Here is a 13099-nt window from a genome sequence, read left to right on the forward strand (position 1 = left end):
ATCAAGTGACTCTATACGAGCGGCTCGTTATCGAACTCACCAACCAATCGTTTTCCCATCAGGCCGCCTACCGCACCGGCGGCACGCCCTATGAACTGAGTGCCCGCGAGCCCGAGCGCTACGACCAGCAAATCGAAACGTTTGCCCGCATGATCGATGAAGCCGATTGCGTGCTTGTAGGCGGGGCCTCTGGGCTCTCCGCGGCGGGCGGCGGCGACTTCTACTACGAAGACAACGCGACCTATCGCAGGCATTTCGGCAAATTCGCCGAGCGCTACGGTTTCAGGGGCGCTTTTGAAGGGTCGTCCTACCGCTGGCCCACCGCCGAGTCGCGCTGGGGCTACCTTGCCACCTTCCTCGACACCACGCTCAACGCCCCGCTGCGCGAGCCCTACAAAGATCTCGACGCCATTCTTACCGAGAAAGACTTCTTCGTTCTCACCACCAACCAGGACACGCAGTTCATGAAAATCTACCCTTGGGAGAAGGTAGCAGAGATCCAAGGCGATCACCGCTTCTTCCAGTGCTCCCACTGTTGCACCGGCGAGGTGTGGGACGCGGTCGAGCCGGTCTCCCGCATGGTAGAGGCCATGGGAGACGGCCTTGAGGTTCCGACAGAATTCGTGCCACGCTGCCCGCACTGCGGGGCAGAGGCGTTCCCTTGGGTTCGCGGCTACGGCAACTTCCTGCAGGGCGAGCTCTACGAGGAGCAGTACCGCAAGGTGTCCGACTGGCTCGACGCGCACGCGCGGCAGAGGATCCTTTTCCTCGAGCTGGGCGTGGGCCGCATGACGCCTGCGTTTATCCAGGAGCCGTTCTGGGCCCTCACGGCGCAGTTGCCGCAGGCTGGCTACATCGCCGTGAACAACAGGACGCAGTTTCTCCCCCGTGCAATCGAGGATCGGGGGCTCGCCGTTCGTGCCGATATCGCCGACGTGCTCGCCGACGTGCGCAAGACGCTGGGTAGGTAGCGCATGGAAACGGTAAAAGCGGTTCGTATCGGCCAGGCACTTGCCGAGGCGGATCTTATCATCATCGGCGCCAGCAACGGGCTCGACATGGCAGAGGGGCTCAACCTCTTCTACGCCGATGCTCATTTCCAAGAAGCGTACGGAGACCTCGCCCAGGCTGATGGCATCGGCTGCATACTGCAGGGGCTCACCTCTCCGGATGCAAACGTGCGACGCCGATGGGCCGATCGATTCCATCAAAAGGAGTATGTCGAGTATGAGCCCGGCCCAATCATGAACGGGCTGCGGCATCTTACGGAGCACGCTGATACCTTCGTGATCACATGCAATATTGACGGGCACTTCGCACGCGCAGGGTTCAACGAGAACCACGTGCTCGAGACGGAGGGGAGTACGTGCACGTCGATTGACGAGCAGCGTCTCGCCCACCCAGATGCCCTCGCCATGGCGCAGCTCGAAGATCTCGCGCACCTTGTGCAAGCGCATCGCAACCACAAGGTTGCCATCCTCGAACTTGGCGTGGGGCTGCGCAACGGCGTCATAAAGCGCATGCTCGCTCGGGTCGCGAACGCCTGCGAACACGCCACCTACATCGTGTTCAACTACAGTCAGGCTCTGACGCCCGACGCTTCGTGCGAGACAATTCTCGTTGACGGCGATATGACCCCGGCTTTCGAGGAGATCGTTCGATGCCACCTCTAGAAAGAGAAGCGATGAGGCTTCGAAGCCTCATCGACGATGCCGACGCCATCATCGTCGGCATCGGCTCGGGTATGTCGAGCGCCGCCGGGTTCAACCATTACAACCATGCGGGCATGACGTGTGCCGGAATGGCGGACTGGCAGAAAGCCTTTGGCTTCAAGAGCCTTTTCGACGGCTTCTATCACCTCTACCCCAGCCTCGAGCAGCAATGGGCCTACTACGCGCGATACATCGATTTCATGCTGCGCGAGCCGGCCTCACAACCCTATCTCGACCTGCGGTCCCTCATCGGCCATAAGGATTACTTCATCCTGAGCACCAATGTGGACACCCAGGTCGAAAAGGCCTTCCCCGCCGAGAGGACCTGCAACTACCAGGGAAGCTTCGCATACCTTCAGTGCAAGCAGCCATGCTGCGACGAGCTCTTCGACGCGAGCCCCTACGTTGAGCGCATGATTGCCGGGATGGAGAGGTTTGAGGTACGCAGCGAGGACGTTCCCCGCTGCCCGCATTGCGGCTGGCAGCTTGTGCCGTGGGTGCGCGACGACACATTTCTGCAGGGCGCGGCATGGCGCGAGAGTATCGAACGATATGAGCGCTTCGTGCGCGAGCGCAGCGATTGCCGCGTGCTGTTGCTGGAACTTGGCGTGGGCGAAATGACCCCCGGTATCATCACGCTCCCATTCTGGAGCATGACCGCAAAGCTGCCGGATGCGCACCTGCTGAGCGTAAACATCTCGGGCGACTCGGCTCCGCTGCAGCTCGGAAGCAAAGCAGAGGCGATCCAGGCCGACTTGCGCACCCTGCTCTCGGTGGCGCGGGTGGGAGACGAGTAACGTGGCGAGGCTTTTGCGCTTTCATCAGCCCGGACATCACGCCCATAGAAGCGATGGCTCTGATTCGGGTGTCAAAGTTTAAGCCTCCTTGTCAGCCGCTGTAAGGTATTCCTCGTCGTCCACGGGCTCCAACCACTCGTTGGAGGTCTCCTCGCCCGGAACCTCCAGCGCGAGATGGGAGAACCAGCTGTCGGGCGCGGCTCCGTGCCAATGCTTTACGCCCGCGGGAATATTTACTACATCGCCAGGGCGCAGCTCCTGTGCCGGTTTACCCCATTCCTGGTAAAACCCTCGACCAGCCACGCAGACAAGGATCTGTCCGCCGCCGCTTTTGGCGTGATGGATGTGCCAGTTGTTGCGGCAGCCGGGCTCGAACGTCACGTTGTAGACGCCGACCTGATTGGTGGAAAGGGGCGCGAGGTAGCTTTGCCCGATAAAGTACTTCGCAAATGCGTCGTTGGGGGCGCCGATAGGAAAGGCCATCTCGTTTTGGTGCTTAGCTCTTGCATCAGCAGCATCGCTATCCGCCCAGACCTCCTTCGCCATGCGAAAGGCCGCCCACGCCTTGGGCCATCCTGCGTAAAACGCCGCATGTGTAAGGATTTCCGCTATCTCCGTCCTGGTCACGCCATTGTTCTTTGCGGACATCAGATGATATTGGAACGAAGAGTCCGTCAGGCCCTGCGCCATCAGGGCCACCACCGTCACGATGCTACGGTCCCGCAGGGAGAGCTCGCCCTCTCGGCTCCACACCTCGCCGAACAGCACATCGTCGTTGAGCTGTGCGAATTTGGGGGCGAACTCCCCCAGGGCATCTCTACCCGCCGTCTGCTTAATTGCCATGATCGATTTCCTCCTATCGATGGTTCTGGACACGAATCTGTCTCCGCGCGACCAAGTAGCCCGCCTAGATTTCCATGCCCATTCGTTGCGCCCACTCTAGAACGGGATGCCCGACGATATCGCCCACACCGTTCACGCCGCCGGCGAATACCGTTTTGTCCATTACGGACCACCCCTTGCGCTACCGATTTATATTGACGAAAATGAAGGTAATACCTAAACCTGACTTTAGGTCAAGGAGTGAATTCGAGATTTATCCGGAGGAACCATGTACACAATCGGACAGGTGGCGGAGATGTTCGGTTTGCCCGTTTCCACGCTGCGGTATTACGACAAGCAGGGATTGTTCCCGGGGCTGGAGCGGACGTCCGGCATTCGCCGATTCGGCGATACGGAACTCGAGGCGCTTCGGGTCATCGAATGCCTGAAGAAGGCGGGAATGGAGATCAAGGACATCCGGCTGTTCATGGAATGGTGTGCAGAGGGTCCATCAACATACCCCCAGCGCAAGGCCATGTTCGAGGAGCGGAAGGCCCATATGGAGTCGGAGATCGAGAACATGAACCGCGCGCTGGACATGCTGAAGTTCAAATGCTGGTACTACGAGCAGGCGATTCAAGATGGCAACGAGGATAGAGTGAAGGCACTGATTCCCAACAATTTGCCGGAAGAAATCAAAGATACCTACGATAACGCCCACGCTCAATAATGCCGCCCGATCTCAAGGGAATTCGGTGAGGAGTCCTCTTCGGTTAGTGATGTACTTCTTTCCCTTGATGTCGTAGCGCTTCGCCTCATAGAAGACGAAAGCGTCGCGGAGGTACGAGATATAGCGCCCGACGGTGACGTGGTTGATGGGAACCCTGTTGGCGTCGAGGACGTTGGCGATGTTGTTGGGCGAGTTGAGGTTGCCGGAGTTGTCCATCATGTACTCGGCCAGCCTCTCCAACACGGTGGAGTCGGTACGTATTGCGGTCTACCCAAGCCATAATCCACTCCTTCTCGGTTTCGAAACTCGATTATTTCTAAAGTTTCGAAACCGAGAAGGCAATGTGCACAAGGATGCATCGAGGAGCGAATCCCAGTAGCGCCATGCCAGCAGCGATGCCGGGCGCATTCGCACGTGCTACAATCCAACCACCAGAGATGAAAACACAGTCCCCGTCGGGTAGTCGTGGGCGTGCGGGAGTCCGCATCAGTAACCTGCCTCCTTGGTTGTCCCTTCTCTGCATGGTCATCTACATAAAGGAGGAACCAGCCATGCAGATCAGCGTGTCGTCCACCCTGACCGTATATCACGACGGCCAATTCTGGGTCGGGCTGGCGGAGCATGTCGAGGACGGCAGATACGGCGTCGCCCGCATCGTCTTCGGCGCAGAACCGTCCACTGAGGAGATCCTGCGATTCGTCGTCAACAAATGGGCGAAGCTCTCGTTCTTCGATCACGATTCGACCGAGGCGAGCAAGCCCGCGAAGAACCCCAAGCGGCGCGCTCGCGAGGCAGCGAAAGCCCTTAAACGGCCCGCGGTGAGTACCAAGGCACAACAGGCGCTCGCGGCACAGCGGGAAGCGATGAAGCGGGAGTCGGCTCAAGCAAGAAGTCAGCGTCGCGCGGATGAGGCGGAGACGCGCTTCGAGCAGCGAAAGTTGAAGCGCAAGCAGAAGTATCGCGGGCATTGATCACCATTTTCAGCAAGGCAAACCATATACAGCAGCGGCGCCAGTTCCACTTGAAGCCGACGCCGCGTAGACGCTGATGGCGACGGCTATGCACGGGCACGGGCGCGCCACCGCACTTCACAGCTTGTTTCTCAAGTATTTGGGACGCACACGCGGCGTTCAAAAATGCGGAGCGACTCCGCATGGCTCGAGACTGAGCCGAGGTGCCCTACTTCTCGCCCTCCAGCAGCCCCACGATGCGGTCGATGTCGACGGCAAAGCGGGGCCTTCCCTCGCGCTCGTAGCGGTCGAGGTACGCCTGGCACTCGGAGACAATGCGCTTGGTGTTGCTATCGATGATGCGCTGGAGCGTCTCGTAGTAGGCCGAGCCCTCGGTCCTGAAGCGGCGCTGGTAGGCCTTGGTTATGGGGAACATCTTGATGTAGTGGATGCCGTGGCGGCAGCCGGGGCGCGTCGTGGGGCGGGGTGGCAACGCAAAGTACTGGTCTTTGGGCACGTTAGGGGCGATGTTGGAACGCAGCGGCACGGCGAAGTCCCTGCGCTTCCCGCGGAAACGCAGCCTCACCACCACGATGCAGGGACGATTGTGCTTAAGCATGAGCTCGCGGTCGCCCTCGACGAGATCGAAGAAGTCCTGGGAGATGGATACGATCTTCATCGGTTGCGCCCCCTTCATACGAAGCGGGGCCCGCATCGCTGCAGGCCCCTACAGGTGGGCGATATTCTACGCCTTGCGGCACCCCGTCGCCCACGGAGGTTAAACGTACACGTAAGCCGTACTCTGAAAGCCGCGGCTTCCGGCAAGTAGTTTATACCACGAAAGGTCGCTTTCGATGCGCCTAGCTCGCAAAATAACACTCGCTGGGCCGTCACCCCTGATCTTCTCGACCGTCTCCTCCGGGTACCTATTGCGTGCCACGGGCACCTCCGTCCTTATTATCACGATAAACATACCATGAGTGGCGCGCAGGTCGAGAAGGGCTGGCGCCAAAAGAGCCCAACGGCCGTTACGGCTTCGTTAGAAACGCGCCCCACCATGGATGGTGAACCCGAAAGGTAAGGCGCGCGGGTACGGCGACTCGGCCCGCGCGCCCGGAAGAGAAAGGACGAATCCATGGGTTACATGCTCGAGACGCGCGGGCTCACCAAGCGCTTCGGCCGCGGCGACCAGGCGCAGGACGCCGTGGCCGACATGAGCCTTCATATCCGCGAGGGCGAGGTGTACGGGCTGCTCGGCCCCAACGGCGCCGGCAAGTCGACAACGCTCAAGATGATCTGCGGGATGCTGCGGCCGACGGCCGGAGAGATCCTCTTTGCCGGGCACGCCTGGCGCCGCGAGGACCTCTACGCAATCGGCAGCCTCATCGAGGAGGCGCCGCTCTACCCCAACCTCACCGCGCGCGAGAACCTGCGCGTGCGCACCACGCTGCTGGGCCTTCCCGAGAGCCGCGTAGATGAGGTGCTCGCCGCCGTGGACCTCGCGGACACCGGGAAGAAGCGCGCCGGGCGCTTCTCGATGGGCATGCGGCAGCGCCTGGGGCTCGCGCTGGCGCTGATCGCTCGGCCACGCCTGCTCGTGCTCGACGAGCCCACCAACGGCCTCGACCCCATCGGCATCGAGGAGCTGCGCGACCAGATCCGCGGCTTCGCGGCGGCGGGTACGACGGTGATCGTCTCGAGCCACATCCTCTCCGAGGTGCAGCAGATGGCTGACACCATCGGCATCATCTACGGGGGGCACCTCGCCTACGAGGATGCGCTTCGGCCCGGGCAGGACCTCGAGGAACTCTTCATGAGCGTCTGCCGGGAGGGGCGTCGAGCGCGCGGGGAGGTGGCGGCATGACGGGCGAGAAAGGCGGCCTGCTCGCGGGCCTGCTCGCCGAGGCCCTGAAGTCGCGCCACGCGGCACCGGTTCGCCTGGCCGTTCTCATGGCACTGCCGATGCCGCTGCTCGGCGCGATGCCCTACCGGGGCGTGCAGATCTTCAGCGCGTGGAACTACTGGTACGCGCTCTTCCTGCCTGTGGCTCTCTCGCTCGTGGTGGCGTGCGTCGCGCGGGCGGACGCGCGCACGCGGATGCGGGGGCTTCTGGGCCTGGGCTTCCCACTCGGGCGCGCCTGGTGGGCCAAGGCGCTCTGGTGCCTCGCGCTCTGTACGCTCTCGAACCTCGTGGTCTTCGGCATCTACCTCGCGGGATCGGCGTTCTCCTCGCAGGGCCTCACGGCCGCGGGCACGCTCACGATGCTCCTCTGCGCGCTCGCCAACACGGTGACCGCGGCGTGGATGATCCCCGCAGGGCTCTTCCTCACGGCGCGGTTCGGCATGCTCGCGGGCATCTTCTGCCCGCTCGCCGCGCAGCTCATGGGTGGGTTCGCCTGGTCGCTGGTGCCGCTGCCGCAGCTCTTTCCGCCGTCGGCGAGTATGGTCATCCCCACGAGCTTCATCCCCGTGCTGCCGAGCGGCGAGCCACTCGCGGCGGACATGGCGCTCGGCGGGGCGCTCGCGGCGGACGGCATGCTTACACTGGCGGGCCTTGCGGTCTGCGCGCTCGCGTTCGCCGCGCTCACGGCGGCGGGCGCGGCCTGGTTCGCGCGCTCCGAGGAGAGGTGATGGCCGTGACACGTCTCTCCGACCCGACGCCACGCATGACTCTCTCGCGGGCCCTGCTCTCCGAGGCCCTGCGCCTGGCGCGCTCCCCGCTCGCAGTGGTGCACCTCGTCTGCGGCCTGGCAGCCGGTCTTGCCTGCGGCGAGTACTTCTCCATGACCCGATGGGACCCGGCGCTGGGCGTGGACGCCTACGCCCAGTTCCTCGGCGCCCTCATGCCGCTTATGTCCGCCATCGTCTGCGGGCTCGCCGTGGACGAGGAGCGCGCTGCCGGGCGCCTCGCCAACCTCACGGCGGTCCCCTCGCGCGGGCGCGCCGTCGCGGCGAAGCTACTCGCCCTTGCGGCGCTCGGCGCGGGCGCGCTGGCCGTGGCGCTCGGCGTGTTCGGGGCCGTGCTCGCCGTCGCCGGGCGCCTGCCGCTCGGGCCCGCTCCGCTTGCGGCCGCCTGGGCGGGCATCGTGCTGGGCAGCCTGCCCCTCTACGCGCTGGGGCTCGGCGTGGCCCTGCGCCTCGGCCGCAACGCCGCCATCGGCGCCGGCGCGGCGGGAATGCTCCTCGCGTTCTTCTCAGTGGGAGGACTTGCGCACGGCCTCATGACCGGCGAGCTCACCGGTGCCCTGGCGACGCCCCTGAGCTGGGTGCCGCTCGCCTGGCCCGCGCGCCTGGGGTCGCTCGGGGTGGAGGCCTTCATCGACGCCGCACGCGCGGCGGGCCCTCTCCTCACGACTGCGCTCGCTGGCCTCGTGCTCACCCTGGCAACCGCCGCCGTCCTTATCGCCTGGTTCTGCCGCTTCGAGGACGGGAGGGCAGATGCGTAGGAAGCCGCTCGCCGCCGTGCTCGTCCTCCTCTCCGCAGCGCTCGTCCTGGGCGGGAATGCCCTGCTCGACGCTGGCTGGAGGTCGGCGCTGCGCTCGATCGCCGACCGCGTGCTGCCCAACCCTGAGATCGCCATGTGGGCGCCCGCGCCCGAGCCCGGCAGCCACGCGAGCTCCTACGCCGACGCCACCGGGGCGGGGGCGAACTACGTCTACCTGGTGGACGCGGCGGACGACAGGGGTAATATCCGAGAGCTCCAGCTCATCTTCTTCGGGCGGGAGTCGGACGGCGAGGGCTGGCTCGAGATCAAGGCGCGCGGCGGCTCGGGCGTGCGCTACCGCGCGTGCGACGCGGCCGAGGCGCCCTCGGCTGCGCGCAGGGCTCTGGACCGCTGAGCGCGGCGCAAGTACAATGCCGACGGGAGTTTCAGGAGGTCGAACATGGCGAGGATACTGGCAGTGGATGATGAGCGGGCGATCCTCGACGCGATCGCGCGCGTCCTCGGCCGCGACGGTCATGAGGTCGTCAAGGCAGCGGACCCGACGGCGGTCCCGGGGATGGACCTCTCGCGCTTCGACCTCGTGCTCTGCGACGTCATGATGCCGGGGCTCGACGGCTTCGAGCTCGTGCGGCAAATCCGCCCGGACTTCGACGGGCCCATCGTCTTCCTGACCGCGCGCGTAGCCGAGGAGGACGCCGTGGCCGGCTACGGCCTGGGCGCCGACGACTACGTCCGCAAGCCCTTCGGGGCCGCGGAGCTGCGCGCCAAGGTCGCGGCCCATCTACGCCGTGAGCGCCGGCCGCGCTCGCACGCCCTCTCCTTCGGGGAGGTGCGGATCGACCTCGGGGCGCGCGGCCTCGCCGTGGGTGGCGAGGCCGTGCCGCTCACGCCCACCGAGTACGCCATCTGCGAGTACCTCGCCCGCCACCCCGGGCAGGTCATGAGCCGCGCGCAGATACGCGAGGCGGTGCTCGGCTGGGAGAGCGACGCCGACGACGCGGCCATATCCATGCAGGTCAGCCGCGCCCGGAGGAAACTCTCCGAGGCCGGCGCCGATCCAATCGCGACCGTCTGGGGGATGGGGTACAAGTGGCAGCTCTGAGGACCGGGGCGCGAGGTCGCGGGGGCATGCCGCTCTCCTTCGTCATCGCGCGCTACTTCGCCTACGCGTTCGCGGCGGTCGCTACGGCGTGGCTCGCCTCGTTCATGACGCTCTCCGCGGCGATCAACGCGGGCTTCGTCTACGAGGCAAGCTGGGGGCCGGCCAATGTGCGCGAGGTCGCGGAGGGCCTGGCACGCGACGGCGTCTGCGGGCAGCAGGACGTGCCGACGGCGTACCGCTACCTCATCCTGAACAAGGACGGACACGTGCTGATGACAGACCTCGAGGGCACACGGCTCGAGGACGCGACGGAAATGACCCGTGCGGCACTCACCGCGGATCCGGGCACAGTGGAGATCGAGGGCGGTGGCTCGGGCCTCACCTACGCCGCGTTCCCGCTCAAGGGCGGCGGGGCCTGCGCACTCGTCAGCGAGTACCTGCCGCAGTGGGTCTCGCGCGACCTCGCCGGCCTACTTCCCAACCCGCAGAACCTCATGCTCGTCGGCGCCGCTGCGGGAAGCGCGCTCGCGCTCGCGCTCGTGGCGCGCCGTGCGAGCCGCGTGATCTCGCGCAAGATGGCGCCGCTCGCGGAGGCGGCGGAGCGAGTCGGCGCGGGGGAGCTCGACTTCGCGGTCGGCAGCACCAACGTGCGCGAGGTGAACGACGTCCTCGCCGCGATGGACGCCATGCGGACCTCCCTCGCCGAGTCGCTCGAGGCCCGCTGGGCCGCGGAGCGGGGGCAGCGCGAGCAGGTGGCGTCGCTCGCCCACGACCTCAAGACGCCGCTCACCGTGCTGCGCGCCAACGCCGACTTCGTGGCGGAGGAGCTGGAAGACGAGAAAGACGCCGACCTCGCGGCCGCCGCGCGCGACATAGCCGGCAGTGTCGAAAGGCTCGACGGCTACGTGCGCCTGCTCATCGAGGCCTCGCGCGGGTCCGGCGGGGCGGAGAGGGCCCCCATGCGGCCGGCCGAGCTCTGCGAACAGGTCCTCGCCGAGGCCGCCCAGATCGCCCGGGCGCGAGGCGTGACGCTCGACGCGGCCACGGGCCCCGCTGTCGCGGGCGCGCCCGAGGCCCCGCTCGACCGAACCGCCCTGGCGCGAGCCGCCGCGAACCTTGTGGTCAACGCCGCCGAGCACGCGCGCTCGCGCGTGGCGGTCTCCTGCGACGTCACGGACGGACACCTCGTCATCGAGGTGTCCGACGACGGACCGGGCTTCTCTCCCGCCGCCCTCGAACGCGGCTGTGAGCGCCTCTTCACAGATGACTCCTCCCGCTCCTCGCGCGACGGAGGCCACCACTACGGGCTCGGCCTCCACGCCGCCTCCGAGGCCGCGAGCGCGCACGGGGGCTCCGTCTCGCTCGCCAACAGCCCCTCGGGCGGCGCGGTGGTCACCATCGCAGTCCCCCTGTGAGGGCCTGACGACTCAGGCCCTCACACCGGCGTGCCTCGCAATCAAACGCTTCCCGGATAATAATGCCCGTTGCGGGGATCGCCCTGGCTAGTCGCCGCCCATGTGCATGAGCATGTCGGCGATGCGAGTCGCCATCTCGTCCGCCGCTGCACGGATGTTGGCGACCCAGGACGCAAGGCCGGCCTGATCGGATGCCTCCGCCTCAAGCACGTCGCAAATGACGGCGGCGACCGCCCCGGGAGCCGCCCGCGGCCGGGTACGCGAGGGAACCTCGAGACGAGAGGAGCTCGAGGACGACCATGACCAAGAGCATTAGCAGGAGCCAGGTGAGGCTCATCGCATCGACCAACGCGATATTCGGCGCCGACGAGGCGTGCGCGATGCTGCGCATCAGCTGCGACGCAATGTACAGGCTCGCCCCCTTTGCACTCACCGTCAGAGCATGCTATAAGGTTATTGGTGGCCCATTAAGCTACCTCCAAGTGCCGGGGGAGTCCCCCGGCTATTTTTTTATCCATTCCATTAGGAGTCCCCATTGGCCAAGGAGCTCTGCATCTTTGTCGACGAGAGTGGCGATCGTGGCGGCAAAGCTGGCTACTACCTGCTCACGCTCGTCTTTCACGACCAGGCAGACAGCATCGCCGAGGCGGTCACGGGCTATGAGGCCAAGCTTGCCAGGGCCGATCTCCCTAACATTCCGTTTCACTCCGAGCCTCTCATGAACGGACACAAGGACTTACTGCATGATTCGTGTGTTATAGTTAGATGTCTCTAACTATTTGGGGGCGATAGAAATGCACGAACGCAAGGGCTTCTGGGACAAGAATGCCGGTCGGTACGACCGTTTCATGCGAAAGGACCGGGCGGCGTATGAAAAGATGTATGAGCTGATCTGGCCGGTGGTGAAAGCAAAAACCGTACTGGAAGTTGCTGCCGGCACGGGGCTTATCGCAAAGAGCATCGTAAATGCAGCGGCGCACATCGAGGCTACGGACGCTTCTGCAAAGATGATCCTTGAAGCAAAGCGGGACAATAAATCCGCAAAGCTGCACTTTTCCGTACAAGATATGTTCCGCCTGCCCTATGCACAGAAGTCCTTTGATGTGGTGATCGCGTCCAACGCGCTTCACATAGTGCCGCATCCGGAAAAGGCCCTGCAAGAAATCAGGCGGGTGCTGAAGGACGACGGCGTGCTCATCGCGCCAACCTTCACCCACGCGGGGAGCTCGGTTTCCGGCAAGGCAAAAGCCTTTTTCATGAGTATTGCGGGATTCCCCCTCCACAGCAAGTGGACAAGCGAGGAATACCTACGTTTCCTGCATCAAAACGGCTGGGCGGTGCAGAAAAGCGCGGTGCTGAAGGCCTCGTTCCCGTTGACCTATGCGGAATGCACGAAATCGGAGGGGCCAGATGTCGTTCTTTGAAAACACCCGCAAGCCCGTGGGCCTCGGCGGAAAACTAATGGTTGCCATGATGAATCTGGGCCACAGCCCTGTGGCGCGGTGGGGACTTCGATTTCTACGACTTGCACCAAATGCCAAGGTGCTGGATTGTGGCTGCGGCGGCGGGGCGAACATAAAACGGCTGCTGAAAAAATGCCCGCATGGCGTCGTCAAGGGCATCGACTATTCGCCCGTCAGCGTGAAGAAGACTAGAAAACTCAATCGAACTGCAATTCAGGAGGGGCGTTGCGCCGTTCTGCAAGGCAGTGTGGCGGATATGGCGTTTGAGGATAGCTACTTCGATGCAGTCACGGCCTTTGAGACCGTCTATTTTTGGCCCGATTTGCCCCGATGCTTCCGTGAGGTCTGGCGGACGCTGAAGCCAGGCGGGACAATTCTTATCTGCAACGAGAGCAATGGCGATACGGACAAGGACGAGAGGTGGACGCAGATCATCGGCGGCATGACCATCTACAAGGACATTGAATTAAAAGCTTGTCTGGAGCAGGCGGGTTTTCACGAGGTGCAGATACGCAAAAAGAAAAAGTGGCTCTGCGTCACGGCGCGGAAGTAAGGGCATCAAGCACGGGTGTTTTTGCATCCATCCTGCACATGGCGATAGGCATGACGGTCATAGCGGCTGTGCTGGCGGCAATTATGACAGTTTTTATTCACTGAGGAAG

Annotated in this window: 18 protein-coding genes; 14 read left to right on the forward strand and 4 right to left on the reverse strand. The window is 64.0% G+C overall.

What is annotated here, in order from left to right; translation table 11 throughout:
* Positions 1 to 5 precede the first annotated feature (5 nt).
* Genes AAAX36_RS01655 through AAAX36_RS01665 form a run of 3 tightly spaced genes read left to right on the forward strand, consistent with a single transcriptional unit; the run spans position 6 to position 2509 of the window.
* Entirely contained in the window at positions 6 to 971 is a 966-nt protein-coding gene (locus tag AAAX36_RS01655) for an NAD-dependent protein deacetylase (RefSeq protein ID WP_195361423.1), read from the forward strand.
* 3 nt (positions 972 to 974) lie between these two features.
* The gene (locus AAAX36_RS01660; protein ID WP_195361422.1) at positions 975 to 1673 is read left to right on the forward strand and encodes a hypothetical protein; all 699 of its coding nucleotides are present in this window, start codon (positions 975 to 977) and stop codon (positions 1671 to 1673) included.
* Between the two features lie 11 nt (positions 1674 to 1684).
* On the forward strand, positions 1685 to 2509 hold the full coding sequence (locus tag AAAX36_RS01665; RefSeq protein WP_195361421.1) for an NAD-dependent protein deacetylase, SIR2 family: 825 nt from the start codon (positions 1685 to 1687) through the stop codon (positions 2507 to 2509).
* A gap of 78 nt (positions 2510 to 2587) precedes the next feature.
* On the opposite strand, the gene AAAX36_RS01670 is transcribed toward AAAX36_RS01665, so the two are convergent.
* Positions 2588 to 3352: a carboxymuconolactone decarboxylase family protein gene (locus tag AAAX36_RS01670; RefSeq protein ID WP_349073778.1), complete on the reverse strand. Its 765-nt coding sequence runs from the start codon at positions 3350 to 3352 to the stop codon at positions 2588 to 2590.
* Between the two features lie 268 nt (positions 3353 to 3620).
* On the opposite strand from AAAX36_RS01670, the gene AAAX36_RS01675 reads away from it, so the two are divergent.
* Positions 3621 to 4061 (forward strand): MerR family transcriptional regulator, encoded by a 441-nt coding sequence (locus AAAX36_RS01675; protein WP_349073779.1) that lies wholly within the window; start codon positions 3621 to 3623, stop codon positions 4059 to 4061.
* Positions 4062 to 4073: 12 nt separating this feature from the next.
* On the opposite strand, the gene AAAX36_RS01680 is transcribed toward AAAX36_RS01675, so the two are convergent.
* Positions 4074 to 4304, reverse strand: a complete 231-nt coding sequence (locus tag AAAX36_RS01680; RefSeq protein ID WP_216595131.1) for a hypothetical protein — start codon at positions 4302 to 4304, stop codon at positions 4074 to 4076.
* 308 nt (positions 4305 to 4612) lie between these two features.
* Between AAAX36_RS01680 and AAAX36_RS01685 the strand changes: the two genes are divergently transcribed.
* Positions 4613 to 5032, forward strand: coding sequence for a YjdF family protein (locus AAAX36_RS01685; protein WP_349073780.1), 420 nt, complete (start codon positions 4613 to 4615; stop codon positions 5030 to 5032).
* Positions 5033 to 5240: 208 nt separating this feature from the next.
* On the opposite strand, the gene AAAX36_RS01690 is transcribed toward AAAX36_RS01685, so the two are convergent.
* A complete protein-coding gene (locus AAAX36_RS01690; protein WP_349073781.1) occupies positions 5241 to 5690 on the reverse strand; it encodes a hypothetical protein in 450 nt (149 codons plus the stop codon).
* Between the two features lie 456 nt (positions 5691 to 6146).
* Between AAAX36_RS01690 and AAAX36_RS01695 the strand changes: the two genes are divergently transcribed.
* Genes AAAX36_RS01695 through AAAX36_RS01720 form a run of 6 tightly spaced genes read left to right on the forward strand, consistent with a single transcriptional unit; the run spans position 6147 to position 10974 of the window.
* Complete coding sequence (locus AAAX36_RS01695; RefSeq protein ID WP_349073782.1) at positions 6147 to 6875, forward strand: lantibiotic protection ABC transporter ATP-binding protein; 729 nt, start codon at positions 6147 to 6149, stop codon at positions 6873 to 6875.
* Positions 6872 to 7642 carry a hypothetical protein gene (locus tag AAAX36_RS01700; RefSeq protein ID WP_349073783.1) on the forward strand — a complete coding sequence of 257 codons (771 nt, stop codon included), beginning with the start codon at positions 6872 to 6874 and terminating at the stop codon, positions 7640 to 7642. Before AAAX36_RS01695 ends, AAAX36_RS01700 begins: the two co-directional genes overlap by 4 nt.
* Positions 7642 to 8457 (forward strand): lantibiotic ABC transporter permease, encoded by an 816-nt coding sequence (locus tag AAAX36_RS01705; RefSeq protein WP_349073784.1) that lies wholly within the window; start codon positions 7642 to 7644, stop codon positions 8455 to 8457. Before AAAX36_RS01700 ends, AAAX36_RS01705 begins: the two co-directional genes overlap by 1 nt.
* A complete protein-coding gene (locus AAAX36_RS01710) occupies positions 8450 to 8851 on the forward strand; it encodes a hypothetical protein (RefSeq protein ID WP_349073785.1) in 402 nt (133 codons plus the stop codon). The genes AAAX36_RS01705 and AAAX36_RS01710 overlap by 8 nt, the downstream gene beginning before the upstream one ends.
* Positions 8852 to 8896: 45 nt before the next feature.
* Positions 8897 to 9559 carry a response regulator transcription factor gene (locus tag AAAX36_RS01715; protein ID WP_349073786.1) on the forward strand — a complete coding sequence of 221 codons (663 nt, stop codon included), beginning with the start codon at positions 8897 to 8899 and terminating at the stop codon, positions 9557 to 9559.
* A 26-nt stretch (positions 9560 to 9585) separates the two neighbouring features.
* On the forward strand, positions 9586 to 10974 hold the full coding sequence (locus tag AAAX36_RS01720; RefSeq protein WP_349073787.1) for a HAMP domain-containing sensor histidine kinase: 1389 nt from the start codon (positions 9586 to 9588) through the stop codon (positions 10972 to 10974).
* 87 nt (positions 10975 to 11061) lie between these two features.
* On the opposite strand, the gene AAAX36_RS01725 is transcribed toward AAAX36_RS01720, so the two are convergent.
* Entirely contained in the window at positions 11062 to 11184 is a 123-nt protein-coding gene (locus AAAX36_RS01725) for a hypothetical protein (RefSeq protein WP_268865717.1), read from the reverse strand.
* Positions 11185 to 11509: 325 nt separating this feature from the next.
* On the opposite strand from AAAX36_RS01725, the gene AAAX36_RS01730 reads away from it, so the two are divergent.
* The 3 genes from AAAX36_RS01730 to AAAX36_RS01740 are packed head-to-tail and all read left to right on the forward strand — an operon-like array spanning position 11510 to position 12990.
* The gene (locus AAAX36_RS01730; RefSeq protein WP_349073788.1) at positions 11510 to 11749 is read left to right on the forward strand and encodes a hypothetical protein; all 240 of its coding nucleotides are present in this window, start codon (positions 11510 to 11512) and stop codon (positions 11747 to 11749) included.
* A gap of 19 nt (positions 11750 to 11768) precedes the next feature.
* On the forward strand, positions 11769 to 12398 hold the full coding sequence (locus AAAX36_RS01735) for a class I SAM-dependent methyltransferase (protein ID WP_349073789.1): 630 nt from the start codon (positions 11769 to 11771) through the stop codon (positions 12396 to 12398).
* The gene (locus AAAX36_RS01740) at positions 12385 to 12990 is read left to right on the forward strand and encodes a class I SAM-dependent methyltransferase (protein WP_349073790.1); all 606 of its coding nucleotides are present in this window, start codon (positions 12385 to 12387) and stop codon (positions 12988 to 12990) included. Before AAAX36_RS01735 ends, AAAX36_RS01740 begins: the two co-directional genes overlap by 14 nt.
* Positions 12991 to 13099 lie beyond the last annotated feature (109 nt).

It is taken from the genome of Collinsella sp. CLA-ER-H10 (assembly GCF_040092475.1).
Lineage (GTDB): Bacteria > Actinomycetota > Coriobacteriia > Coriobacteriales > Coriobacteriaceae > Collinsella.